Source organism: Geobacillus sp. FSL K6-0789 (assembly GCF_038593135.1).
In the GTDB taxonomy this organism is placed as follows: Bacteria; Bacillota; Bacilli; order Bacillales; family Anoxybacillaceae; genus Geobacillus; species Geobacillus stearothermophilus.
In genome coordinates, this window is record NZ_CP151966.1 from 805336 (window position 1) to 827896 (window position 22561).

General features: G+C 49.2%; 30 protein-coding genes, 1 tRNA gene, 1 pseudogene and 1 riboswitch. Of the genes and pseudogenes, 23 read left to right on the plus strand and 9 right to left on the minus strand.

Annotated features, from left to right (window positions below):
- Positions 1-8: 8 nt before the first annotated feature.
- Positions 9-1187, plus strand: a complete 1179-nt coding sequence (locus tag NSQ51_RS04215; protein ID WP_011231306.1) for an RNA-guided endonuclease TnpB family protein — start codon at positions 9-11, stop codon at positions 1185-1187.
- A 505-nt stretch (positions 1188-1692) separates the two neighbouring features.
- Positions 1693-2043: a DUF1360 domain-containing protein gene (locus NSQ51_RS04220; RefSeq protein ID WP_033015715.1), complete on the plus strand. Its 351-nt coding sequence runs from the start codon at positions 1693-1695 to the stop codon at positions 2041-2043.
- Positions 2044-2516: 473 nt separating this feature from the next.
- On the opposite strand, the gene NSQ51_RS04225 is transcribed toward NSQ51_RS04220, so the two are convergent.
- Positions 2517-3284, minus strand: a complete 768-nt coding sequence (locus NSQ51_RS04225) for a hypothetical protein (protein ID WP_033015674.1) — start codon at positions 3282-3284, stop codon at positions 2517-2519.
- A gap of 102 nt (positions 3285-3386) precedes the next feature.
- Complete coding sequence (locus tag NSQ51_RS04230) at positions 3387-4103, minus strand: hypothetical protein (RefSeq protein ID WP_033015676.1); 717 nt, start codon at positions 4101-4103, stop codon at positions 3387-3389.
- A 154-nt stretch (positions 4104-4257) separates the two neighbouring features.
- Between NSQ51_RS04230 and NSQ51_RS04235 the strand changes: the two genes are divergently transcribed.
- The 11 genes and pseudogenes from NSQ51_RS04235 (at position 4258) to NSQ51_RS04285 (ending at position 9406) form a co-directional block, all read left to right on the plus strand.
- On the plus strand, positions 4258-4587 hold the full coding sequence (locus NSQ51_RS04235; protein WP_033015677.1) for a spore coat protein regulator YlbO: 330 nt from the start codon (positions 4258-4260) through the stop codon (positions 4585-4587).
- 273 nt (positions 4588-4860) lie between these two features.
- Entirely contained in the window at positions 4861-5091 is a 231-nt protein-coding gene (locus tag NSQ51_RS04240; RefSeq protein WP_049624147.1) for a hypothetical protein, read from the plus strand.
- A gap of 27 nt (positions 5092-5118) precedes the next feature.
- Positions 5119-5321 (plus strand): annotated as a pseudogene (locus NSQ51_RS04245) (holin).
- 159 nt (positions 5322-5480) lie between these two features.
- Positions 5481-5687 carry a DUF1657 domain-containing protein gene (locus tag NSQ51_RS04250; RefSeq protein WP_033015681.1) on the plus strand — a complete coding sequence of 69 codons (207 nt, stop codon included), beginning with the start codon at positions 5481-5483 and terminating at the stop codon, positions 5685-5687.
- A 97-nt stretch (positions 5688-5784) separates the two neighbouring features.
- Positions 5785-6261, plus strand: a complete 477-nt coding sequence (locus NSQ51_RS04255; RefSeq protein ID WP_049624146.1) for a YhcN/YlaJ family sporulation lipoprotein — start codon at positions 5785-5787, stop codon at positions 6259-6261.
- 11 nt (positions 6262-6272) lie between these two features.
- Positions 6273-6752 (plus strand): stage V sporulation protein AC, encoded by a 480-nt coding sequence (gene spoVAC / locus NSQ51_RS04260; protein WP_049624145.1) that lies wholly within the window; start codon positions 6273-6275, stop codon positions 6750-6752.
- On the plus strand, positions 6752-7765 hold the full coding sequence (gene spoVAD, locus NSQ51_RS04265; protein ID WP_049624144.1) for a stage V sporulation protein AD: 1014 nt from the start codon (positions 6752-6754) through the stop codon (positions 7763-7765). Before spoVAC ends, spoVAD begins: the two co-directional genes overlap by 1 nt.
- Before the next feature lies 1 nt (position 7766).
- A complete protein-coding gene (spoVAE, locus tag NSQ51_RS04270; RefSeq protein WP_053532180.1) occupies positions 7767-8123 on the plus strand; it encodes a stage V sporulation protein AE in 357 nt (118 codons plus the stop codon).
- A gap of 12 nt (positions 8124-8135) precedes the next feature.
- Positions 8136-8342 carry a DUF1657 domain-containing protein gene (locus NSQ51_RS04275; RefSeq protein WP_011230357.1) on the plus strand — a complete coding sequence of 69 codons (207 nt, stop codon included), beginning with the start codon at positions 8136-8138 and terminating at the stop codon, positions 8340-8342.
- A gap of 12 nt (positions 8343-8354) precedes the next feature.
- Positions 8355-9215: a DUF421 domain-containing protein gene (locus NSQ51_RS04280; RefSeq protein ID WP_049626174.1), complete on the plus strand. Its 861-nt coding sequence runs from the start codon at positions 8355-8357 to the stop codon at positions 9213-9215.
- Positions 9216-9235: 20 nt separating this feature from the next.
- Positions 9236-9406, plus strand: coding sequence for a hypothetical protein (locus NSQ51_RS04285; protein WP_183084369.1), 171 nt, complete (start codon positions 9236-9238; stop codon positions 9404-9406).
- Positions 9407-9545: 139 nt separating this feature from the next.
- On the opposite strand, the gene NSQ51_RS04290 is transcribed toward NSQ51_RS04285, so the two are convergent.
- Positions 9546-9866 carry a thioredoxin family protein gene (locus NSQ51_RS04290; RefSeq protein WP_049624141.1) on the minus strand — a complete coding sequence of 107 codons (321 nt, stop codon included), beginning with the start codon at positions 9864-9866 and terminating at the stop codon, positions 9546-9548.
- A 128-nt stretch (positions 9867-9994) separates the two neighbouring features.
- Between NSQ51_RS04290 and NSQ51_RS04295 the strand changes: the two genes are divergently transcribed.
- From NSQ51_RS04295 to NSQ51_RS04305, 3 genes are all read left to right on the plus strand, one after another.
- The gene (locus NSQ51_RS04295; RefSeq protein ID WP_015374185.1) at positions 9995-10231 is read left to right on the plus strand and encodes a hypothetical protein; all 237 of its coding nucleotides are present in this window, start codon (positions 9995-9997) and stop codon (positions 10229-10231) included.
- Positions 10232-10310: 79 nt separating this feature from the next.
- Entirely contained in the window at positions 10311-10448 is a 138-nt protein-coding gene (locus NSQ51_RS04300) for a YjcZ family sporulation protein (protein ID WP_080985672.1), read from the plus strand.
- 126 nt (positions 10449-10574) lie between these two features.
- The gene (locus tag NSQ51_RS04305; protein WP_033015693.1) at positions 10575-10832 is read left to right on the plus strand and encodes a stage VI sporulation protein F; all 258 of its coding nucleotides are present in this window, start codon (positions 10575-10577) and stop codon (positions 10830-10832) included.
- Positions 10833-10949: 117 nt separating this feature from the next.
- Here NSQ51_RS04305 and NSQ51_RS04310 read toward each other — a convergent pair whose 3' ends face one another.
- From NSQ51_RS04310 to NSQ51_RS04320, 3 genes are read right to left on the minus strand one after another with little or no spacing between them, the layout of a single operon-like run.
- A complete protein-coding gene (locus NSQ51_RS04310; RefSeq protein ID WP_033015695.1) occupies positions 10950-11384 on the minus strand; it encodes a GNAT family N-acetyltransferase in 435 nt (144 codons plus the stop codon).
- Positions 11381-11905 (minus strand): YjcG family protein, encoded by a 525-nt coding sequence (locus NSQ51_RS04315; RefSeq protein WP_049624140.1) that lies wholly within the window; start codon positions 11903-11905, stop codon positions 11381-11383. The genes NSQ51_RS04310 and NSQ51_RS04315 overlap by 4 nt, the downstream gene beginning before the upstream one ends.
- Before the next feature lie 38 nt (positions 11906-11943).
- The gene (locus NSQ51_RS04320; protein WP_049624139.1) at positions 11944-12672 is read right to left on the minus strand and encodes an alpha/beta hydrolase-fold protein; all 729 of its coding nucleotides are present in this window, start codon (positions 12670-12672) and stop codon (positions 11944-11946) included.
- Between the two features lie 193 nt (positions 12673-12865).
- Positions 12866-12976: riboswitch (SAM riboswitch) on the plus strand.
- Positions 12977-13175: 199 nt separating this feature from the next.
- On the opposite strand from NSQ51_RS04320, the gene NSQ51_RS04325 reads away from it, so the two are divergent.
- Together NSQ51_RS04325 and metC are read left to right on the plus strand one after the other, a co-directional pair.
- Entirely contained in the window at positions 13176-14279 is a 1104-nt protein-coding gene (locus NSQ51_RS04325) for a methionine biosynthesis PLP-dependent protein (RefSeq protein WP_049624138.1), read from the plus strand.
- Between the two features lie 3 nt (positions 14280-14282).
- Entirely contained in the window at positions 14283-15461 is a 1179-nt protein-coding gene (metC, locus tag NSQ51_RS04330; RefSeq protein ID WP_121650154.1) for a cystathionine beta-lyase, read from the plus strand.
- Positions 15462-15712: 251 nt separating this feature from the next.
- Here metC and NSQ51_RS04335 read toward each other — a convergent pair whose 3' ends face one another.
- Positions 15713-16336 carry an HD domain-containing protein gene (locus NSQ51_RS04335; protein WP_233434087.1) on the minus strand — a complete coding sequence of 208 codons (624 nt, stop codon included), beginning with the start codon at positions 16334-16336 and terminating at the stop codon, positions 15713-15715.
- 252 nt (positions 16337-16588) lie between these two features.
- Here NSQ51_RS04335 and NSQ51_RS04340 point away from each other — a divergent pair.
- Positions 16589-16661: transfer RNA gene (locus NSQ51_RS04340), tRNA-Val, on the plus strand.
- Between the two features lie 130 nt (positions 16662-16791).
- On the opposite strand, the gene NSQ51_RS04345 is transcribed toward NSQ51_RS04340, so the two are convergent.
- Positions 16792-17103 (minus strand): site-specific integrase, encoded by a 312-nt coding sequence (locus NSQ51_RS04345; RefSeq protein WP_233434086.1) that lies wholly within the window; start codon positions 17101-17103, stop codon positions 16792-16794.
- A gap of 61 nt (positions 17104-17164) precedes the next feature.
- Here NSQ51_RS04345 and NSQ51_RS04350 point away from each other — a divergent pair, with 61 nt between their 5' ends.
- The 3 genes from NSQ51_RS04350 to NSQ51_RS04360 all read left to right on the plus strand — a co-directional run bounded on the left by NSQ51_RS04350 (position 17165) and on the right by NSQ51_RS04360 (position 19571).
- Positions 17165-17902: an IS3 family transposase gene (locus NSQ51_RS04350; protein ID WP_121650199.1), complete on the plus strand. Its 738-nt coding sequence runs from the start codon at positions 17165-17167 to the stop codon at positions 17900-17902.
- A 638-nt stretch (positions 17903-18540) separates the two neighbouring features.
- On the plus strand, positions 18541-18774 hold the full coding sequence (locus NSQ51_RS04355; protein WP_055357891.1) for a cation transporter: 234 nt from the start codon (positions 18541-18543) through the stop codon (positions 18772-18774).
- A 110-nt stretch (positions 18775-18884) separates the two neighbouring features.
- On the plus strand, positions 18885-19571 hold the full coding sequence (locus tag NSQ51_RS04360) for a Crp/Fnr family transcriptional regulator (protein ID WP_082432183.1): 687 nt from the start codon (positions 18885-18887) through the stop codon (positions 19569-19571).
- A gap of 352 nt (positions 19572-19923) precedes the next feature.
- Here NSQ51_RS04360 and NSQ51_RS04365 read toward each other — a convergent pair whose 3' ends face one another.
- Positions 19924-21372 carry an IS66-like element ISBst12 family transposase gene (locus NSQ51_RS04365; RefSeq protein WP_342462736.1) on the minus strand — a complete coding sequence of 483 codons (1449 nt, stop codon included), beginning with the start codon at positions 21370-21372 and terminating at the stop codon, positions 19924-19926.
- Between the two features lie 249 nt (positions 21373-21621).
- Here NSQ51_RS04365 and NSQ51_RS04370 point away from each other — a divergent pair, with 249 nt between their 5' ends.
- Positions 21622-22350 (plus strand): sulfite exporter TauE/SafE family protein, encoded by a 729-nt coding sequence (locus NSQ51_RS04370; RefSeq protein ID WP_021321436.1) that lies wholly within the window; start codon positions 21622-21624, stop codon positions 22348-22350.
- Positions 22351-22561: the final 211 nt, after the last annotated feature.

Genomic DNA, 22561 nt, shown 5'->3' on the forward strand with positions numbered 1-22561 from the left:
GTGAAACCATGTATCGAACGCTGAAAACCCGTTTTCGGGCAAAGAAAGAAGTTATCCAAAAACTATTTGAATGCAATCGTATCTCCGCAGAAGTTTGGAACGAATGCCTTCGTTTGGCAAAAGAACATCATTTGGAAACAGGAAAATGGATAACCAAAACGGAACTGCAAAAAGCAACAAAAGGTCGTTTTTCTATCCACAGCCAAAGCATCCAGGCGGTTGTGCATAAATATATCTTTGCCCGTGATGGGGCAAAAGAAGCACGGAAAAAAGGAGAAAAAATCAAATATCCATACAAAAAGAAAAAACATTTCAACACGAAATGGGCAAAAGATGGGTTTGTTTTGCATGAAGACGGAACGTTGGAACTGTCGCTAGGAATTTGGAATCGAAAACGACAATCTCCTTTGGTGGTGAAAATCGACAAAGAGAAACTTCCAAACGGAAAAGTCAAAGAAATCGAGTTGGTCTATGACCGTGGTTTGTGGCTTTGTTTATCGTATGAAGATGGGAAAAAACCAAAAGAAAATCCATGTAAAAACCGTGTTGCTATTGACCCAGGGGAAATTCACACCATCGCAGCCATTTGTGAAAATGGGGAAAGCCTCATTATCACGGGAAGAAAAATAAGAAGCATTCATCGGTTGAGAAACAAGAAATTAAAAGAACTGCAAAAACTCATGAGCAGATGCAAAAAAGGCTCCAAACAATGGAAAAAGTACAATCGGGCGAAACAATATGTACTTTCGAAATCAGAGGCACAACTAAAGGATGCACTGCACAAAACCACGAGACAATTTGTTCGTTGGTGTTTGGAAAACCAAGTGAAAGAAGTCGTCATTGGAGATATCGAAGGAATCCAACGGAATACGAAAAAGAAACGAAACAAAAAGACCAATCAGAAATTATCCAATTGGTCGTTTGGAAAATTATTTGATTATCTCAAATACAAATTGAATGCCGAAGGAATTCAAATCGAGAAAAAAGATGAAAGTTATACCTCGCAAACATGCCCTGTTTGCGGGAAGAAAAATAAATCTTCTTCTAGAAATTATACATGTCAATGCGGGTACAAACGACACCGTGATATCCATGGGGCAATGAATTTATTTGCCAAAGTATATTATGGTGAAATCCGCCCATTGGAATTTACGGTCAAACCGTTTACGTATCGACGGATTGCTTAGGTATGAAGTCGTAGATGGCGAGTTCCCGCCCTTGAGTATCATGGATACTCATGTTGCCTGTGGCTCCCAACGGGACGGGTGCCAGGTGTTGCCTGCAGATAGGCTGCCAACCAGCCTATCATGCATCCACCTCCGAAGGGGAAACAGGAAACCCCCACTTCGATAAGTGGGGGAGGTTCATAACCGAGAAAAACTGCATTGTAGTATGTTTCCTTGACCGTGTGCACGTTCACTTCTGTGTTGGGCGGGAGCGCCGTCAGCTGGTCGTACAGGGCGCGGGAAAGGCGGGGGCGGGTCGGCCGCCGCTCAAAAAAGACACGGTACATTGTGTCGCCTCCTTTCTTGTCTCTTGTGTTAAAAACCTATACTCCATCATATGATTGGCGTAGGAGAGCGTTTGGGTAAACGTCCGCACCGGAGCAGGTTCGCCTGCTGCCGGGCCGAGGAGGCGGAAAAAGCGCACGCCTCCTTTTGCGGCCGCAGCGAGCGGAAAGGGGAGAGGAACGTGGATGACCCGTTTTCCTTTATTCTTCTTTGTTTAGCCAGCTTTCGTCTGACGAGGCTCATCGTATACGATACGATCACCGCCTGGCTTCGCCGGCCTTTCCATGAATGGGTGGAGGAGGAGCTTCCGGACGGAAGAAAAGAAGTATTTCTCATTTTGAAGGGCAGCGGATTGCGGCGCTGGATCGGCGAACTGCTAAGTTGCTACTGGTGCACCGGGATATGGTGTGCAGCGTTTTGTTATATTGGGGTTGTTGCTTGGCCGGCCGTTTTCCAGCCACTGATCGTGCTGCTCGCAGTCGCCGGCGGGGCGGCGCTGATTGAAACGGTTGTCAGCAAGTGGCTCTCGTAAGGGGAGAGATGCTATATAGATGCAACAAAGAAGTTTAACATATCCTTGACAGAAAAGTGGTTTGCCCATTTTCGACTGTCGAAGGCAAGCGTGCGGCTTGCCTCCGTCACGCCTTAGCGTGACGGAAGACCGAACAACGACTCGCTTCACAGACCCATTCATGGGTCTTTAAGCGGCGTTGTTCGGTCACTCGACAGTCGGATGCAATGACCGGCAAAGACGAAAAATGTTAAAGCTTTAAATTGCATCTATATAGCTTGCGTCATCCGGACCGGCTGTAGCGGAAAGCTGCCGCCTGGATGGCTGGCCGACGGCTTCCGCCGGTGGGAGATTGTGTTTCGGTTGGTCTTGGACACTTGAAGCATCATGCCCCCGCTGCTGCTGTCAAGCAAAGATCGTTGCTGCCGACAAGACGAGGCCGGCTGAAGCCGGCCGGGAAAAGCAGCCGCTCCATTGGATGGGGCGGGCTCCGTTTACCATTGGACGGCGATGCGGTTGGCCGCGGCGGCTCCTTTGGGCAGTTCAGCGCCATATACGAAGCCGTCGACTGTCAGGGAGCGGACGTTGCCGGACGGTCGAACCGCAATCTCAAACTGGGAAAAGCGCCGTTCTTCACCTGGTTCAATGGGGACGCCATGGAGCGGGGCAATCCAATATTCGCCGTTTTGCCGCACTTTTTCCCGCCAGTTTTCTTGGATGAACGTCCAACCTTCGGCGCCGCTGTCAGCCAGCCCCTCCTGTGCGGCGCGCCCGCTTTGGGGGAGCGCAATTTTTCCGCTCAGCACCGCTGCTTTCGGCGGCGAGATGCGGAGGCAGACGACCGGATGGTGAAGCGGCGCGGTTCCGCTGTTGCGGATGATGAAGTCGCCAATCACGACAATTTCTTCTTCATCAAGGTGCGTCGGGATCATAACCGAGTAATGAAACAGCGCCAGCACGGAAGCGGCTGGATCGGCGCCGGTGGTTTGTTGCGGTCCGGAGACGCGATGCTCTGCCTCTTCGAGCGCGATTTCATACAACAAAAGCTGGCGCTCCAAGGCCGCGATCTTTTTCTTGTACATTTCGGCGTTGACTGTTTCGGCTTCACGCAATTTTTCTTTTAGATAGGCGCTGCGCATTTTTTCTTTTTCCAGTTCGGCCTCAAGCTGCTTGATCTGTTGCCTGCACGAGGCGGCTTCAGACCGGTAGTGAATAATTTGTTGCTGCAGGCGGAGGTGCCGGTCATCATTCGCATTTTTCACTCGTTTTCCACTCCTTCCATTTTTATCTTATGTATACGCGGAAGGCAAGTGCCATATAAAAAAGGCTGTTGTTGAGAACAACAGCCTAAGTGGTGCGGGACGTTACATTGCTGGGAATACGTCCGGGCATTGTGGCGGAAATTTGGTTGTCGGGCACAGCGTAGCTTCGGCAAGTTCTTCGCGCGGTTGGCAGAAGCAGGCTTCAACTTCGATTTTGACGTCAGCTTCCACTTGGACTTCAAGGCATAAGGTGATGGAAACGTCGAGTTGAGTGAAGTTGTCCGTGCAAACTAAGCTTGTATCGCATTCAAAGAAGGAAATATGGCAATTGAGCTGCGTGCCTTCCGGAGCGCATAAGATGAATGTTTGCGCCGTGGCAAACGGAATCGGCGCCGATTGGCAAATCACCGTGCCGGTCGGGCTGACAATTTGCACAACGACGTGTCCTTTGACGAGCGCTTTGACTTTTTGCAATGTCACGGTCTCCCCGGAAGGAAGGGTGACGTTGACGGGCTGCCGGCCGTTTGGCTGCATGATTTCTTGGCAAATCAGCGCATCCTGGTCAACAACCGGATCGATTGGATTTCCGGCAGCGTCTGTCAAGAAACAACGAATGGCAAAGTTTTGCGGGTCCATGTTTTGCGCTGCCAAAAAGTCGCAAATCGTCCCGTCTCCCGGACAAGTGTCCGATGGGAAAATCGTTTCCAAATCATCGCCGCTGAAGCTTTTTAATGGCACGTCGATTTGCCGCGTCACCCAGTCATAAATTTTGCGTGTTCTGATGCATACCCTTTCCGTATCGCGATGGTAATGGCCCATTTTCTCGTTCCTCCTATCGTTCATTTGTTCCCCAACGCCTAATGGTTTGGGACTACTGTATACTATGAATGATATAGGTAAATGTGTTGGGACAGATGCGGATTTTTTATCGGCAGGCGTCTGCCGGACGATGAAATAAAGGGGGAGATGACGAATGAGAGAACAACGGGGAGCGGCGAAGGCAGGAACAAAAGGGATAGATGAACGGCGGCTGGCTGAGCGGATTGCTGAGCTGGAGCGCCGGCTCGAAGAAGCAGAGGCAGAAAATGTAGTGTTAAGGGAACTGGCTTACCAAAGCAAGCAACGTTATGAGCAAATAAAGCAGCTGATGAAACAAAACGACGAACTTCGCCGCCAGCTGCAGCAGCTGCAAGGAGAGACGGGAGGAGTACGTGACGAAGAACGGCCGGACAGCTGGTTTTTCCGTACGCTGCGCCAAGAAAACGCGATTGTGCCCCACCCGGACGAGCACAAGGAAAAATGAGGCGCACCCTTGGCCGATAGGGCCATACAATAGCAGTAGCCATACATTTTTTTCATCTGGAGGGATGAGGCCATGACGAAACCAATCTCGCCCAAACCGACGGCTTGGGCGCTCACCTCAACAACCCAGCCAGTGCGGCGCCCGAGAGGCTGCGGCTGCGGCCGGCCGCCGGTCGTAAAGAAATAGCACAAATCCGTGAGAAGCGCCTATACTCCGCTTCCTCTCCTTGCATAGTCTAACAGTGCAACTAGGCGAAAGGAAGGGGGGAAGGGCATGTCGGATCGGAAAAAAGCGAAAGTGATTCATGTCGATAAATTGATCATTCATGCCGATGACATCGTCATTATGCCGCGCGGCCGCATCCGCGATCCATGGTTGTTCCCGCACCGCGATGATACGGAAATGGAAGCCGTTGAAGATGCGCGGGACCGGGATAAGGAAGAACATGGTGAAGGAGGCTATGATCGAAACGAAGGAGAACAGAGACCGTTCTCGTGGATCTAGCCATAAAGCAAATGGGGGACGCCAACGGTGGAGCGTTTTAAAAATTACGGGCTTTGGCTGGCAATCGGATCGTTTGCCGTGATTGCGCTTGAGACATTCGGCGTCGACATTGATCTTGGCAAATATGAACAACTGTACCATGCCTTCTTAAGCATTTTGGTGATGGCCGGTATTTTAAACAACCGTCGCTCGGCCGCGGTTATTCCGATAAAGTTGATGACAAGTCGTAACCCGCATGGGCGCCTGCAGAAGGCGCCCTTTTTGTGCCCGGAAAGGCTGGAAAGGCGACAGAACGTTTTGCAGAAAATGACAATTATAATTTGGCGGCGAAAAAACCATTCTAAACATTGTCACCACCAATCTTACACCATATAAGGAGGACATGAATCATGACGGTTGCAACACAAGTGAAACAAACATTGGCGGGGTTAAAATCGGCTCAAGCGAGCTTCGAAACGTTTGCTTTGCAAACCGAAAACCAAGCCGCGAAACAGCTTTACCAACAAGCTGCCCAACAAACGCAGGCGGTCGTTGATTTGGTGAACTCGCGCATGCAAGAAATTCAAAACGAAGAGCCACAATATAAACAACAATAACCTTCGCTGAAGCGAATGGGATGGTTCAGGCGGAAAGGTTGGCACAGCACGCCAACCTTTCCCGACTTGGCGGAAATACATAAAAACGAATGGGTTGATGAAGATGAAAAAATGGTGGTTGGCGGCCGTCGTTGCGATGATCGCGGTCGGCGGCTGCGCCAAAGAAGAAACGGAACAAAAACAATCGCTGCAAGGGGCAAACCTACTGAGAACCCAAACGTCCGGGACGGCGAAACATGCGGAGCTGAACCAAGGTCCGGCCGAGCGGGCGGCCAGCTATTTGCGCGGGCGCGACGATGTTCGGGACGTGGTGGCGGTCAACAGCGTGGATCGGTTGCTCATTGCTTATCAAATTCCCCATATGAAGCGGTGGAGTCGAAAACAAATTGAGAAAGACATTGACCAAAAACTGCGCGACCTGTTTCCTGGCTATGATGTTGTTTCCTCGAGCGATTTGAAAATTTTTTGGAAGACGAAGGAATTAAAAGCCAACATGGACAATCGACGCTGGGATGAACGAAAAGTCAATCGGGAAATCAAGCGCATTGAAAAGCTAAGCAAAGAGCAAACATAAGAGGTGTCATTATGGCGAATGAAAAACGGAAAAAGCTGACCCCGGTTCAGCAGGAATATCATTTATTCGAAAAAGAGCGGGAAACGAAGCGTCCTATTGTTCGAAACTGTGTTTGCGCGTTTCTCGTTGGCGGAATCATTTGCACGATCGGGCAGGCGATCTCTTATTTCTATATGTACTTCTTTGATTTCACCGAGCAAACGGCAGGCAATCCGACGGTGGCGACGATGGTCTTTTTGTCGATGATTTTAACTGGGTTTGGCGTTTATGACCGGATCGCCCAATTCGCTGGGGCGGGAAGCGCCGTGCCGGTGACAGGGTTTGGCAACGCCGTCATCTCGGCGGCGATTGAGCACCGGACGGAAGGATTTGTGTTAGGCGTCGGATCGAACATGTTCAAGCTCGCCGGATCGGTCATCTTGTTCGGTACGTTTTCCGCCTTTGTTATCGCTCTTGTCAAAACGATTGCGACCCAGTGGGGGGGATTGTAATGCTGAAAGGGCACCGCACATGGGTGTTTGCGAACAAGCCGGCAATCATCGCAACAGCGGCGGTCGGCGGGCCGTTTGAGGCGAACGGCCGCCTCGCGGAAGACTTTGATCTTCTTCACGAAGATTTATGGCTCGGAGAGGAGTCGTACGAGAAGGCGCACCGCGTGCTCATGGAAGAAGCAGCGTTTCAGGCGATGGAAAAGGCCGGATTAGAGAAGGAAAACGTGCAGTTTCTCATCGCCGGCGATTTGATCAACCAGATGACGCCGACAAGTTTTGCCGCCCGAACGCTCGGCATGCCGTACCTTGGCATTTTTGGCGCCTGCTCAACCTCCATGGAAGGGCTTGCGCTCAGCGCTTTTATTACCAACTATGGCGGGGCAGACTATATCTTAACCGGTGCGTCAAGCCATAACACCGCTGTCGAAAAGCAGTTCCGCTATCCAACCGAATACGGCGGGCAAAAGCCGCCGACAGCGCAGTGGACGGTAACGGGAGCTGGCGTGGCGATCGTCAGCCCGAAAGGGGACGGGCCGCGCGTGACGGCAGCGACGATCGGCCGCGTTGTGGATATGGGGCTTGCCGACCCGTTCAACATGGGTGGAGCGATGGCGCCGGCGGCGGTCGATACGATTGAGGCGCATTTGCGCGACATGCAAATCGATGCATCGTATTACGATTTGATCGTCACCGGCGATCTAGGGCGAATCGGACGCCAAGTCTCCCTTGACTTGCTGCGTCAGCACGGCATTGACATCGATGAAGAGCGCTACCAAGATTGCGGACTTCTCATTTACCGTGACGGACAGCCGGTTTTATCCGGAGCGAGCGGGGCGGCTTGTTCCGCTGTCGTCGTTTACGGGCATCTCATCAAACGGATGCGCCGCGGCGAACTGAAGCGCATTTTGGCGGTGGCGACAGGGGCGCTGTTATCGCCATTGTCGTTTCAGCAAAACGAAACGATCCCGTGCATTGCCCATGCGGTGGCGATCGAGTACGGAGGTGAGGCGTAGCGTGTTGGCCATGTTTTTTTGGGCGTTTGTCGTCGGCGGGCTGATTTGCGTGATCGGGCAAATTTTGATGGATGTGTTTAAACTGACACCTGCGCATACGTTGACGATTCTCGTCGTCGTCGGGGCGATTTTGGATGGATTCGGTTTGTATGAGCCGCTCATTAATTTTGCCGGCGCCGGGGCGACGATTCCGATTACGAGCTTTGGAAACGCGCTCGTTCACGGCGCGATGCAAGAGGCGGAAAAACACGGCATTATCGGCGTATTGACCGGCATGTTTGAAGTGACGAGCGCCGGCATCTCCGCGGCGATCGTCTTTGGGTTTATCGGGGCGCTCTTGTTCCGCCCGAAAGGATAGGAGGGATCTTCCATGACCGTTGCTTCGCAGGTGAAACAAACGTTGGCGAGCTTAAAAGGCATTCACGCTGGGCTGCAACAGCTGGCGCTCACTTCCCAGGATGAAACGGCGCAGCGGACGTTTCATGAAGCGATGCTTGCGACAGAGGAGATCATCGCGGACATCAAAGACCGGATCGGCCGGCTCGAGTTCGAGGAGCCGCAATATCACGGAAAGTAAGGAGCATGATCGATGCCTATATGGTTAGAAACCGCCATTCGTTCGATTTGCATTTTAATCGGGTTGTTTGTGATCACCCGCATTCTCGGCAAAAAGCAATTATCAAAATTGTCGTTTTTTGAATACATCGTCGGCATTACCGTCGGCGATATTGCTGGAACGATGTCGGTCGATTTAGGAATTTCGTTGCAAGAAGGCATCACCAGCATTTTGATTTGGTCGCTGTTTCCAGTGGCTGTCGCTCGTCTCTCGCTGCGCAACAAGAAATTTCGCGATTTTGTCGAGGGCAATTCCACGGTTTTTATTAAAAACGGCAAAATTTTAGAGGAAAACTTGAAACGGGAGAAATATACGGTTGACGAGCTGCTCGAACAGCTGCGCAAAAAAGATGTGTTCCGCGTCGCCGACGTCGAGTTTGCGGTGCTTGAGCCAAACGGCGACTTGAACGTGTTGCTGAAGCGGGAAAAGCAGCCCCTCACCGTCGGAGATGTGTTCCCAAACCCACCGCGGGAAAAAGAGCCGCAAACGGTCATTATGGACGGCATGATTTTGGATGAGCCACTCGCTACGATGGGGCTTAGCCGCGGCTGGCTGAAGGAACAGCTTGACAAACAAGGAGTGGCGATTGAAAATGTGTTTCACGCCCAAGTCGATTCATACGGACAGCTGACGATCGATTTGTACGATGATAAGATCCAAATTGCCGAGCCGCAGGAGAAAAAGCTGCTCTTGGCCGCGATGAAAAAAATGCAGGCTGATCTGGAGCTGTATGCGTTGCAGACGAATTCCGAAGAGGCGAAGGCGCTGTATGAACGAAACGCCGCAAAAATGGCAGAGCTTGTGCAAAAAGTCGAACCGCTCTTACGAAACTGATGACACAGGAGTAAAAGACGATGGAAGACAAACGGATAAAAACGACGGATGAGGAAATTCAAGTCCAATTGAAACCAAACGACCGCTCCGAGCGGACGCGGACGACCGATGAGGAAATTTCGATTGAATTCATGTTTGACAGCCCGCAGCTGATGCGCCAGCCGAAAGACTACGACGAAACTGAATATTGACGGCTTCCGTTTCCACAATCAGCGATCCATAAGGAGCTGTCTGTTCATTCGCATGGCTGTCCGAGAAGGAAAGCTTCCTTCTCGGACAGCCTCTTTTTGTTGCCCTTCTTCTCTGGCGAGGCAAGGATGCCGCCCCGTCTTACTCCGGCAGGGACTGCAAAAAGGCGCGCACTTCTTCCGGCGTTTTCGCATCAGCGCTATGCAGATGGGCGATTTTTTCCCCGTTTCGGAACACAAGAAGACTTGGAATGCCAAGCACTTGGTACTTATCACTAATATCTGGAAACTGATCTCGGTCGATTTCGAACCAGTCGTACTGCCCGTAATCGCGGATGATGTCATCGATGAACATGTTCAGGCGCACGCAGTCTGGACACCAAGTTGTGTAAAACTTCATAATCGCTGGCTTATCGCCGGAAATGGCCGCCTCGAATTGCTCAACTGTTTCAATTTGTCTCACATTCGTTCCCTCCCTTTCATGTTGCCGTTCATCTTTACTTTACCATATGGCAAGGCAAAAAAAGAACGGGGACGCCTTCACCTCGGGCAGTCGTTTTTGCATACAACAGTAAGAAAGGAGGGGAAAGTGTGAGCAAAGAGTTGGAAAAAGCGCTCGAAAATTGGGTTGCGTCGCGCAAAGAAGGGCATGAAACGTTCATCCGCCTGTTTGAACAATGGGGAAAGGACTTTAACAAACAGCTGCAAGAAATCGAAAAATTGAACAATGGATTTTTAAAAAGTGTACAAGGCAACTTGGACTACATCGAGCAATGGTTTGCGAAGAAGGAGCGGGAATTTGCCGAGCTGTTCCGCCGATTTGGATGACAAAATGGCCTTTGCGCCCATACGCTCCGCTAAGCCGGTGAATACGATACAGTAAACGGAGAAGGAGGTGAACATTATAATGGGCTTCTGCGGTTATGGTTATCCTTACGGCTACGGCTATGGCGGTGGCTATGGCGGTGGCTATGGCGGTGGCTTTGTGCTGATTGTCGTGTTGTTCATTTTGTTGATTATTGTCGGCGCGGCATTTGTCGCCTAACGGAAAAAGCGAATGGGATACGGGCCGTTTCGGCGCCACGGAGCGGCTCGTATTTTTCTTTCCCTAATTTGATGCACGCCGAGGCGGGAGCATCATACGATATAGCAGGGAGAAGGAGGCAGAACGATGGATCAGCAATTTTTTAAAAACATCGAACAGAAAACAGGTGTCAATATGAAAGACGTTTTTGAGCTCGCCAACTCGCTGCAAAACGCCAATTTCAGCGATGAAAAAACGGTGCGCCAAGTGGTGAAGCGGGTGGCGCAAATTGCCAACCGGAAAGTGCCAAAAGAACTTGAGGACCAAATCGTCAAGGCGATCGTCCATAACGGCAAACAAATTGATTTGAACACGATCGCCAATATGTTGAACAACAAAAAGTAAGCAAAAGGGAGCTTGCGTGCGCACAGCTCCCTTTTGCTCTGCTTGGCTCAGGAGAGCGAAACGATGTTCGATGATCCCAAGCCTTGGATCAGTGTAGACGAGGCTGTTCTATGGCCATCATTCGAGTGATTTCACCATCGTGACATGTGGGATGCCGGCGTCCATAAAGACGCCGGAGACGGTCGTATAGCCGAGCTTTTGGTAAAACGGTTCTGCGTGCGTCTGGGCGTTCAGTTTCGCCGTTTTCGCCCCTTTTGTTTTCGCAAGCTGCTCCAACGCCTCCATCACCATCCGGCCGACGCCGCGGCCGCGGTAAGCCGGCAAAACGCAGATGCGCTCCGCTTTGCCAACCCCTTCATCGACCAGGCGAAACCGGCCGGCTGCGACTGCTTGTTCGCCATCGTATAGGACGAGATGGAACGATTCATGTTCAAATGCATCGATTTCTTCTTCTTCCGGCACGTTTTGCTCTTCGATGAATACAATCCGACGGACGCGCAACGCGTCTTCATACAACGCGCGGTCTTCCGTTGTTCCAATGGCGACGTTCATTCTCCCGTTTCCTTTCCTCCAACGATAAAGGTTTCATAGACAGTCCATGATCCGTTCTCGAGCTGGTAAAGAAGGTGGAACCGGTCGACCGTCTCTTCAAAATGGACGTTTTGCAGCCGCAGTTGGCTGTAGACGTCAGCGTATTCCGCATTCGGCAAATCGCGGCCAATTGTAATGTGCGGCACGAACACGAATTCCGGCTCCCCGGCAAACAAGCCGCTGTGCAGCTGCTCGTGCAACCGTTCCAGCACTTCGTTTGGCTCGACTTTCAAATAAATGATGTGGCTTGTCGGGTAAAACGAGCTGAATTTCGTCACTTTGATCGGAATTGGCTCCGTTTCCGCTGCGATGCGGCGCAGCTCTTTCGTCATTTCTTTGATTTGCTCCTCATCCGCCTCAAACGGGTATTTTAATGTAATGTGCGGCGGGATGAGGGCGTAATGGCTGTCGTACCGCTTCCGGTACGAGTTGGCGAAGTCTTGAATCCGCTTTGGCGGAAAAATGACAATGACGTACTTCATTCCGCTTTCCCTCCTTCAGATGGTTCGTTTGCCGTTATTTACAGCGACAAAATGGCCGATACCGCCCGGGGCACATCCGGCTGCCAATACGTCCATGCATGCCCGCCGGCAAATTCATGGTACGTGTAGGGAAACCGCTTTTCGATCAATAAGTCCCGTGCGGCCCGGTTCGGGGTGATAAAATCGCGTACATGGCCGTCCGTCGTTTTGACCGCCGTTTCTTCTGCGCCGACGGAATGGTAAAGGGAAAGAAGCGACGGGGCGCGGAACGCGCGGATGCGTTCGAGCACTGAGTCGTCAATGTAAGGAGACTGCATGGCGATTTTTCCAAATGTATGCGGATACAACAGACCGGCTAGAAGCGACACGGTTCCTCCCAGCGAATCGCCAATCAGCGCTCGTCCTTTGCCCATTTGATATGTCGGCAGCTCGCGATCCAAAAACGGCGCGAGCTCATGGGCCAAAAAGCGGATATAGGCTTCGTTTTTTCGACCGGCCGGGTGGTATTTCTCGTAGCGGTCGCTGACGTTCCGGTACGGGATGCCGACAACGATCGTTCGGTCGATCGTTCCTTCGTCCATGAGTGTCTCGATCACGGTTTTGATTTTTCCGTACATAAAATAATCCTTGCCGTCTTGCGCGATTAATAAAGAATATTTATGCAACGGAGAAAAATCGCTTGGCAAGTAGACAAGCAACCCGATTTCTTCTTGCAGCTCCCTGCTGTAAAGCGTATAATCGCGCATCGTTCCTGATGCTGTCGCCATGATCATCCTCCATGAAAGCGCAAGTTCACTTGTTATTGTAACATATTTAGGCAAAAAGATGTTAACGAAGGGCTCGAATTTTTCGTGAACTTGCCGAACATTGGTGCCGGCAAAAAAAATGACTTGCAAAAATGACCGGAATGCGTTACATTTTTTAATAAATTAACAATTAACAAAATTAAATACGCAGCGGTTCTTATCAAGAGAAGCGGAGGGAACTGGCCCAATGAAGCTTCAGCAACCAGCCGCCCGACGGCCAGGTGCTAAATCCAGCGAATTGAGCATTCAATTCGGCAGATAAGAAGAAGCATGACCATGTTCGTATGGAAAAGTCTTCTTCTTAGAAGACTTTTTTTATTTACTCAAGCGGCCGCTCCCTCAACCGAGAGGCGTCGAGGATCAAGGCCCTCGGCTGCTGCTTGACCAACAGCGGCGCTTCGTTGGGCGTTAAGTGGTTGGCCGTTGATCCATGATGGAATTTTCAACAGAAGGAGAGAGATGAGGTGGATAAACTAGAAACGTTGTTAGCGCAAATTGGCAACCGGAGCGAAACGGTGACGGGGACGGTCAACCCGCCAGTTTATTTTTCCACCGCCTACCGTCATGCCGGCATCGGGGAGTCGACCGGGTTTGACTATATCCGCACCGGCAACCCGACGCGCAAAATCGTCGAAGAAGCGATCGCGAGACTGGAAGGCGGCGACCAAGGCTATGCGTTCAGCTCCGGCATGGCCGCCATTCAGACAGTGCTCGCCTTGTTTGAGAGCGGAGACGAGTTTCTCGTATCGGCCGACCTTTACGGCGGGACGTACCGCCTGTTTGAGCGCGGCTGGCGCAAGTACGGTCTCGGCTTTCATTACGTCGATTTTGCTGATCTCGCTGCGGTGGAAGCGTGTATCACCGAAAAAACGAAAGCGATTTTCCTGGAAACACCGACGAACCCGCTTATGCATGAGACCGATATCCGCGCCGTCTCCGAATTCGCCAAACGGCATGGGCTGCTGCTGATCGTCGATAACACGTTTTACACGCCGGTGCTCCAACGCCCAATCGAACAAGGCGCCGATATTGTCATCCACAGCGCCACGAAATATTTAGGCGGCCATAACGACGTGTTGGCTGGCCTTGTCGTCGCCAAGGGCGAGGAGCTCTGTCAACGCCTGACCGAGTATCAGAACGCCATCGGCGCGGTGTTGTCGCCGTTTGATTCGTGGCTGTTGATTCGCGGGATGAAAACGCTGGCGCTAAGGATGCGCCAGCATGAAGAAAACGCCAAGCGCATCAGCGCCTTTTTGCGCGAACATGAAGATGTCACTGATGTGCTGTATCCGGGGAGAGGCGGGATGCTGTCGTTCCGGATTGCCGATGAAAAGTGGGTGAACGGGTTTTTAAAAAGCTTGCGCCTCATTACATTCGCGGAAAGCCTGGGCGGAGTCGAAAGCTTTATTACGTACCCAGCGACGCAGACGCATGCGGACATTCCTGAGGAAATCCGCATCCAAAACGGTATTTGCAACCGGCTGCTCCGCTTCTCGGTCGGCATCGAACATGCGGATGATTTAATCGCCGACTTGGCGCAAGCGTTCAAACACATGAAAGAGGTGTAAGCGATGGAACGGGAATGGTCGTTTTCAACGAAACTGCTCCATAATGAATGGAAAGTCGATCGCCACACGGGAGCGATGAGCGTGCCGATCCAGCACGCCTCCACGTTCCATCAGTTCGATTTCGCCACGTTCGGCAAATACGACTACAGCCGCTCCGGCAACCCGACGCGCGAGGCGCTTGAGGAAACGATCGCGGCGTTAGAAGGCGGAACGCGCGGATTCGCCTTCGCTTCTGGCATGGCGGCCATTTCGACGGCGTTTTTGCTCTTGTCCCGAGGCGACCACGTCCTCGTGACCGAAGACGTCTACGGCGGCACGTACCGGATGATCACGGAAGTGTTGACCCGCTTTGGCATCGAGCATACGTTTGTCGATATGACAGATTTAAACACAGTAGCGGAAAACATTCGTCCGAACACGAAAGTCATTTATATGGAAACGCCGTCCAATCCGCTGTTAAAAGTGACCGATATTCAAGGCGTCGTCAAGTTGGCGAAGGCGCATGGCTGTTTGACATTCTTGGATAATACGTTCATGACGCCGGCGTTGCAGCGGCCGCTTGACCTTGGCGTCGATATTGTCCTTCACAGCGCCACGAAATTTTTAGCCGGCCATAGCGACGTCGTCGCCGGATTGGCCGTGGTGAAAGATGAAGAGTTGGGAAAAGAGCTGTACAAACTGCAAAACGCGTTTGGTGCCGTTCTTGGCGTCCAAGATGCGTGGCTTGTGCTGCGGGGATTAAAAACGCTCCACGTTCGGCTGAAGCAGTCGTCCGAATCCGCCCTGGCCATCGCTGAGTATTTGGCGCGCCATCCGAAAGTGGAAGATGTGTATTATCCAGGGCTTTCGCACCACCCAGGCCATGACATCCAGCGCCATCAGGCGGCCGGGTTTGGCGCTGTGCTGTCGTTCCGTTTAGCCGATGAAGAAGCGGCTCGGACGTTCGTCCGAAACGTCCGCTTGCCGGTGTTTGCTGTCAGCCTTGGGGCGGTCGAGTCAATTTTATCGCACCCAGCGAAAATGTCGCATGCGGCGATGCCAAAAGAAGAGAGGCTCCGGCGCGGCATTACCGACGGCTTGTTGCGGCTGAGCGTCGGGCTTGAGGATGTCAACGATTTGATCGCCGATTTTGAGCAGGCGTTGTCGTTTGTTCAGGAGCGGCCGTCAGTTTCAACGCCATAGCCATCAGCCCGCCAAGCCTTCACAGCTCGGCGGGCGGGTCAAGATGCCGCTGAGGTTGACAACAGCCGCTCCTCTTTTAACTTCCCTCCGAAAGAAGTCTCCTACTTCTAAACGTGAAGGTGCGCCAGCACCAGTGAAAGTGGGAGATGAATGTCGGTTGGCGTTAGCCAACGAATAGGATAGAATATGGCTAGAACGGACACCTTCGGAACGAAGGGAAGCGTAAAGGGTTCTTGTGTGTGGCTTACCGTTCAGCGAACACACACAAGTCGCTTGAAGCCCCCACCTCTAAGCGAAGCGTAGGTGGTGGGTAGTTCACGCAAAATGGCATCGGGAACGCCGATCTTTCCGATATCATGCAGTAGAGCGGAACGATACAAGGCATCAAGCTGTTCATTCGGAAGGGAAAGCTTTTCCCCAATCGCGAGTGCGTAACGGGCCACGCGCAGCGAGTGCCCAGCTGTATAAGGATCGCGGGCGTCAAGCGCCGCTGTCAGGACAGTGATGAAACGGTTGAGCAGTTCTTTGTTCGTTCGGTCGCGTCGATGCACAGCGTCGATCATATGATTAAATCCGCGAAGTAAATAGGCAAATTCATCGGTATACACATTGTGGGCGACGGGTTTATACGTTTCGTTTTCTGCCCGTTTCATATGACTTAACAGCACACTGACCGGCTCATGGATCTCATCGACCAACAAGCGAGTCAAGAAAACGGAAAACGCGATCGAAAACAGCAAAATCACGGCTGCCCAGGGCCAATACGACCAATGGGATGCACTCGGTCCGGCGAGCGACCATTTGATTTCCGTCGCTAAGCTGAACAATGAGACAGGAAATGTGCTGCTGAACAAGACCGTCAGCTGCAGTTTCATTTTGAGCGACACCGGAAGCGGCGGGCGTTTTTCATCAATTCCCCCAGCCTTTGCAAGCAAATTCTCGTTTGATAGAACAATCAGAATGTAGAAAAAATACGATGTCGAACCGTTCCAACACGCATTATTCCTTTCGGGGAAGGCACCTTTCCTTTTTTCATCATGAATAGCGATTTTTTTAAAAAAGTTGTTGACAACCAACTTGCCCGTCTATATAATTAAAAATGTGTTCGATAGCGAACAACAAAATATGATTCCGTAGCTCAGCTGGGAGAGCGCCACCTTGACAGGGTGGAGGTCGCTGGTTCGAGCCCAGTCGGAATCACTAAAGTGAAAAGCTTGAAATCCTTGCGTATCAAGGGTTTCAAGCTTTTTCGTTTTATTAGCAATTGTGTTACAATCTCCGTAATTTAAAAATTTGCACAAAACTTGCACCTTTAGTCAACTAAAGGATTTTAACTCTGTTTTAACAGGGCATTTTCAAATTTCTCTGCCGCTTGCTCTTGTAAATCATCGCTGACATGTGAGTATAAATCTAAAGTTATACCAACGCGAGAATGTCCCAACCGCTCGCTAACCACTTTTGGATTTTCGCCTTGCTGCATTAAGATGGTTGCATGTGTATGCCGCAAATCATGGAAGCTTATACGTGGTACATTTGCTTCTTTGATCAAGCGATAAAATTGGCGTAACAAGTTTCGTGGATTAAGAGGTTTTCCGTCATCAGTGCAGACAATTAAATTGTTATCTTGGTATTGAACACCCAAATTCTCCTTCTGAAATTCTTGTTTTTGTTTATGTTTTTTTAATACATCTACAACATGAGGAATTAGCGATCCTAAAAAAGGCGCTAGGCATCTTCACCAGAAACCAGAAGTAATTTACGCGTTCATTTTTCAACACCGAAACGAATTTCTTGTTGTGAAGATGTGTCAAGTGCTCGGTGTTTCCAAAAGTGGGTATTACGATTGGCTCAAGCGCGCGAAAAGTAAACAGAAAGAACGAAAAGAACAACTAACTCAACAGATTCGAAATGAGCATCTAAAGTCCCGTAAGATTTACGGAAGCCCGAAAATTACGCAAGAACTGCGCAAACAAGGGATTCGTGTGTCTCAAAAGACGGTTGCTCGCATCATGAGCGAAGAAGGATTGAGATCCATTACCGTCCGTAAATTCAAAGCCGCTACGAACAGCAACCATCCTTACAACGTATATGACAATCTATTGAAACAAAACTTCCAAGCAACGGCTCCGAATGAAGTATGGATGGCGGATATCACGTACATTCCTACCGATGAAGGTTGGTTGTATTTAGCGGGCATCATGGATTTATATACTCGCAAGATTGTAGGATGGCATATCGATACACGAATGACGAAAGAGTTAGTCATCAAAGCGTTACAACGAGCGTTAAACAACGAGAAACCAACAGGGAGAGTCCTTCATCACTCGGATCGTGGGAGCCAATATGCTTCGAATGACTATCAACAGCTCTTACAGGAACATCATTTTCAAGTGAGCATGTCGAGACGTGGAAACTGTTACGACAATGCTTGTATCGAGTGATTTCATAGCCTCATCAAGAAAGAGTGTATTTATGAATCGATTCCGCACGCGAAAAGAAGCGAAACAAGCCATTTTTGAGTACATCGAATGTTTCTACAACCGTAAAAGAAGTCATTCCGCCCTTGGCTATGTATCGCCATGTGAATTGGAGGCTGCTTACTACGCTAGTCAGAGAAAAGCAGCTGCCTAAGTTCAGCTATTTCTCTCTGTTTAATGTGTCCGTTTTCTTGACATAACACCATTTTTCTTGTTTTAATGCATACCTTTCACCTTGAAATAAGTATGCATGGAAAAGTTCCATGAGCAATTTTTGCTCTCCACCCGGGCATGAAAATGACCGCTGAAGGCGCATGTATTTTCACGGAAAAGATCCATGGGCAATGGTTTGCCCTCCACCCAGGGATGAAAATCCCCCTTTTCTTCCCATAATGAAGAATAGGCGCAAACAGTTCAACAGGACGTTATGCTTAATGGTGGCTTAGACCCTGTACGGAAAAGTGTTTGAATCCACTGGGTGCACCACCCATTGTCCGCCCTTTCCCGATGCGGAGGAAAGGTGACGACGAACGGAAAACTGCCGCATTTCTCCCGTGGATTCGCTGTTTGCGCACTCGATCATCGAAAAGGAGAGATAAACTATGCAAAAAGCAACGATTCAATTAGAAACATTAACTTGTCCATCATGTATACAAAAAATTGAGAACGCAGTAAAATCTTTAGAGGGTGTAGATAAGGAAAGTGTTAATGTTTTATTTAACTCAAGCAAAGTAAAATTAGACTTTGACGAAGAAAAACTTTCTATAGAAACGATCGAAAACGCCATCGTTGCACTGGGATATGAAGTTAAAAAATCTCAAGTAAGGACCAAATAAGACTTAAGGCACCCTACGTGAAATATCGTAGAGTGCCTTCTCCTTGGATGGTATAATAATCCTAGTTGATGTCGAAAATCAAAGAGATCTAGATAATGGAGGGATACTCAATGGATTGCCACTGCCATTCAAAGGATCAATCAAATTGCATAGAGCTAGTTCCGATCTTCAGTAGTTTAACCAAAGAAGAAATGCTAGAAGTTGCCGCCATAACAAGGAGCAAAACTTTTCAGAAGAATGAAATGATTTACAGTGCTGGCGATAAAGGGGGCAAGCTTTATGTTATCCGTTCTGGGAGAGTAAGGATCTCCAGGCTTAACGCCAATGGTAAAGAGCAGGTCATTCGAGTGATTGGCCCCGGTGAATTTATGGGGGAACTTTCCCTTTTTAGCCCTTTGTCTTTGACAGAGAATGCAGTGGCTTTGGAACCTACAACGATGTGCATCATTGAAGGGGAAAAGCTAAAAAAGCTTATGAAGAAGTACACATCCATTGCCTTTAAAGTATTGGAAGAGTTGAGCCAACGGTTGGAAAGAGCAGAAAGTCTTATTGAAACAATCAACCTTAATACAGTAGAACAAAGATTGGCCCGTGTACTATTAGATATGTCCGCGGGTAATAAAGTGGTACACCTGAATATGACCAAAGGGGATTTCGCTTCTCTATTGGGTATGAGCCAAGAAACTTTAAGCAGAAAGCTGACGGCATTTCAAGAGGAAGGACTTATTGAGGTTAAAGGTCATCGGAAAATCATTGTTTTAGATAGAGAAGGATTAGAACGAATTACCTTAAACTGATCGATATACATTGTTCTATCATGGTATTTGAGCAATATTTTTCCGCGACGCCAAAATTAGAATAAATGTTTATCATGTTTCCGGGAACGGAATATTTATCCTATCCACTTCATCCATGTGGAATTAGTAAACAAAAATAGCACTGGAAATAAAAATATCAGTGCTATCTTTTGCATCTTAAATCACTAAGGTGAATCACATACTACACACCGAAGAAAAATCTGCACAAAACTTGCACAAAATCTGCACAAGAGGCACTTTAACAAAATTAATTTATTTGTAACTATTCACCCCAGTGCTAGTGTATAAAAAAGCCCAGCACAAATAGGGCATTTCGGTCATAGAAAATGCCCTAAGTGGTAGAAAGAACACGATCGAGCGTTTCACCTGTCAACAGAAGACATAACGAATCCCACACGTTTTTTTCGTGTTTCGTCAGTGTGGAAACGATGCTTCTTGCGATGCAAAACGACTGCGCGAATGTTTCTTCGCGAAACGTACCCGAAATGTTCTCTTTGACTTTGACCATGCGAAGATCGCGTTCGGCTTGGTTGTTGTCAAAGGGAACATGTACTTCACGTAAGAAACGCAGCGCTTCTTCCTTTCGTTTTTGAAGGCGTCGAACAAAAGCGAGTGCTTTTTTCGGAAGAGGCGTCATCGTTTCTAATCGGTGTTGTGCTCTTTCTAGGATGCGATCATACACTCGTTCCCACCGTCTCGCTTCTTCTTCGGAAAGTGCACCGTGATGGGCTTCGACGGCTTGCTTGGCGGCTAACAGAAACGTGGTCATGCGCATCGCCCACGTATGCCCCTGTTCGATGAATCCTTTTAACTCACGCAAATGGTGGGCATGACAAAGGGCATGGGTGGCATGTGTGTATTTCGGATACGTACCGAACGCATCGTGCATCATCGTCCCTTCATATCGGGGAAGAATCCCGATCTCATCGGTCGCTTTTTTTCCACGAGAAGCGTGAGGAGCCAAGTATGTATATCTCGATGTACACGCGACATGCACCCATGCGAGTTTCCCATTGATGCGCAAACTCGTTTCATCGACATGCAGGATGTTGGATTCAAGTAAGGCGTCTTCGATGATGTCCATATTTGATTCCAGCGCTTCGCGTCCTCGTTTCACCATATTGGCAAGGGTTCCTGTACTAATCGAGTGTTGATATAACGCTTCGATTGTATCACTTAAACGCTTGTACGGGATCAATTGGATATGATGTAAATAAACAACGAGTGCCGTGAGCCGTGGACCGTATTGCACATGATTCGTGACATGGGATGGGAATTCGGCTTGTTGCACGCATCGACAATGTGGACACGATTTCACTTCACGTTCATGTTGTGTCACCTCGATCGCCACAGGAGGGACATCAAACACTTGACGGATATCGACTTTGAACGGTTTGACTTCACGCAAAGAAGCTCCACATCCTTGACACGTATGCACACGGTGGACGATGCGATGATGTGGATGTTCCACTTGACGGAGCGTCTTCCCCTCATGTCCCTCTTGCCCACCAGGCTTTTTGCCAGACGGCTCGCGGGAGGAACGCTTTTTCTCAAAACGGTCAGAAGATGGGGGCAAATGGCTATTGGAGCTGTTTTTTTTCGTGCGTGCTTCCAGCTCTTGAACACGGTACTTCAGTTGTTCATTTTCTTTGCGTAGCTGTTTGTTTTCGTGACGCAAATGTTCATTTTCTTGAATGAGTTGATGAATGAGCTGTTTTTGTTGTTGAACTTTGCCGATTAAGCCCTCAACTGTAAATACAGCTTGTTGTACCGTCAACATGCGATTCACCTCCTTGTCTATCAATATTCACATCATAGACAAGGAAAGAAGAAAATATTCAGCTCACTTTATGATGTGGCTGAATAGTTACAAATAACGGTGGAAGTTGGACAAAACTAGCATCAGAAGGGGAAATATAGGGACATGCGGGCGCATGTCTTTTTGTTTGCCTAAAAATATATCGCTCCATAATTTTTGCAAAATTCACTGCTACAATATAAGTAACGGATGGAGAGGGTGAGAAGAAGAGTGTATTCATTCCTAAGCCAAATCAGCAACCTGCTGAGCCAGCCGTTTCTGAATATGGCCAACAGCACAACAGCGCTTCCTGTTTTGTCAGCGTTTCTTCTTGGCATCGTCGGAGCGATGGCTCCGTGCCAGCTGACTAGCAACTTAGGAGCAATCACGTTGTACAGCAACCAATCTCTGCAAAAGGGGATCGCTTGGAAAGAACTGCTTTTATTTATTTTCGGAAAGGTCATCGCTTTTTCCGGGTTAGGCTTGATCGTCTGGTTGATGGGGAAGGAGATTCAAAGTACACTGACACTATACTTTCCATGGTTAAGAAAGCTGATTGGCCCGATTCTTGTTCTCGTAGGCTTGTATTTGTTAGGGCTTTTTAAAATGTATTGGAATGTCACTTTGTTCAGAGTGCCGAAGGGATGGGCAAAAGGAAAAATCGGTTCGTTTTTCATGGGATTTGGCTTTTCGTTGGCTTTTTGTCCAACGATGTTTGTTCTATTTTTTGTTACTCTAATGCCTCTCGTATACTCAACGTCTTATGGAGTGTTGTTGCCGAGCGTCTTTGCCGTCGGCACTTCTGTACCGGTTATTTTCTTCATCCTCATCCTTTGGTACTTAGGATTGAGCGGTGCTGTCATGAAAAAAGGAAGACGGGTAGGGAAGCTCATTCAGCAAACCGCTGGAATTGTGATGGTATTGCTTGGCGTGTTCGATACCATCACTTATTGGTTTTAAAGAAGATGATGCAGTAACAATGTTTGGAAGAACGTTTCAAGATGGTTAGGGTGATGTAGTTATAGTTGTATTTTTTCGTCGCAACGAAGAATCCTTTCTAATACCGATAGAAATATGAATTTTGGGGGAATGGATATTGCAATTCGGCAATATAGTCGTTCAGGGCGAAAATCTTTTGCTGATCAGCGGCTTATTGATCAGTTATGTCATG

Excerpts from the sequence above, each read along its gene's own strand:
- NSQ51_RS04215 (WP_011231306.1), top strand. The coding sequence starts at position 9 with ATGTATCGAACGCTGAAAACCCGTTTTCGGGCAAAGAAAGAAGTTATC.
- NSQ51_RS04230 (WP_033015676.1), bottom strand. The coding sequence starts at position 4,103 with ATGGGCCATTACCATCGCGATACGGAAAGGGTATGCATCAGAACACGC.
- NSQ51_RS04235 (WP_033015677.1), top strand. The coding sequence starts at position 4,258 with ATGAGAGAACAACGGGGAGCGGCGAAGGCAGGAACAAAAGGGATAGAT.
- NSQ51_RS04240 (WP_049624147.1), top strand. The coding sequence starts at position 4,861 with ATGTCGGATCGGAAAAAAGCGAAAGTGATTCATGTCGATAAATTGATC.
- NSQ51_RS04250 (WP_033015681.1), top strand. The coding sequence starts at position 5,481 with ATGACGGTTGCAACACAAGTGAAACAAACATTGGCGGGGTTAAAATCG.
- NSQ51_RS04255 (WP_049624146.1), top strand. The coding sequence starts at position 5,785 with ATGAAGATGAAAAAATGGTGGTTGGCGGCCGTCGTTGCGATGATCGCG.
- spoVAC (WP_049624145.1), top strand. The coding sequence starts at position 6,273 with ATGGCGAATGAAAAACGGAAAAAGCTGACCCCGGTTCAGCAGGAATAT.
- spoVAD (WP_049624144.1), top strand. The coding sequence starts at position 6,752 with ATGCTGAAAGGGCACCGCACATGGGTGTTTGCGAACAAGCCGGCAATC.
- NSQ51_RS04275 (WP_011230357.1), top strand. The coding sequence starts at position 8,136 with ATGACCGTTGCTTCGCAGGTGAAACAAACGTTGGCGAGCTTAAAAGGC.
- NSQ51_RS04280 (WP_049626174.1), top strand. The coding sequence starts at position 8,355 with ATGCCTATATGGTTAGAAACCGCCATTCGTTCGATTTGCATTTTAATC.
- NSQ51_RS04285 (WP_183084369.1), top strand. The coding sequence starts at position 9,236 with ATGGAAGACAAACGGATAAAAACGACGGATGAGGAAATTCAAGTCCAA.
- NSQ51_RS04300 (WP_080985672.1), top strand. The coding sequence starts at position 10,311 with ATGGGCTTCTGCGGTTATGGTTATCCTTACGGCTACGGCTATGGCGGT.
- NSQ51_RS04305 (WP_033015693.1), top strand. The coding sequence starts at position 10,575 with ATGGATCAGCAATTTTTTAAAAACATCGAACAGAAAACAGGTGTCAAT.
- NSQ51_RS04310 (WP_033015695.1), bottom strand. The coding sequence starts at position 11,384 with ATGAACGTCGCCATTGGAACAACGGAAGACCGCGCGTTGTATGAAGAC.
- NSQ51_RS04315 (WP_049624140.1), bottom strand. The coding sequence starts at position 11,905 with ATGAAGTACGTCATTGTCATTTTTCCGCCAAAGCGGATTCAAGACTTC.
- NSQ51_RS04320 (WP_049624139.1), bottom strand. The coding sequence starts at position 12,672 with ATGGCGACAGCATCAGGAACGATGCGCGATTATACGCTTTACAGCAGG.
- metC (WP_121650154.1), top strand. The coding sequence starts at position 14,283 with ATGGAACGGGAATGGTCGTTTTCAACGAAACTGCTCCATAATGAATGG.
- NSQ51_RS04335 (WP_233434087.1), bottom strand. The coding sequence starts at position 16,336 with ATGAAACTGCAGCTGACGGTCTTGTTCAGCAGCACATTTCCTGTCTCA.
- NSQ51_RS04355 (WP_055357891.1), top strand. The coding sequence starts at position 18,541 with ATGCAAAAAGCAACGATTCAATTAGAAACATTAACTTGTCCATCATGT.
- NSQ51_RS04360 (WP_082432183.1), top strand. The coding sequence starts at position 18,885 with ATGGATTGCCACTGCCATTCAAAGGATCAATCAAATTGCATAGAGCTA.
- NSQ51_RS04365 (WP_342462736.1), bottom strand. The coding sequence starts at position 21,372 with ATGTTGACGGTACAACAAGCTGTATTTACAGTTGAGGGCTTAATCGGC.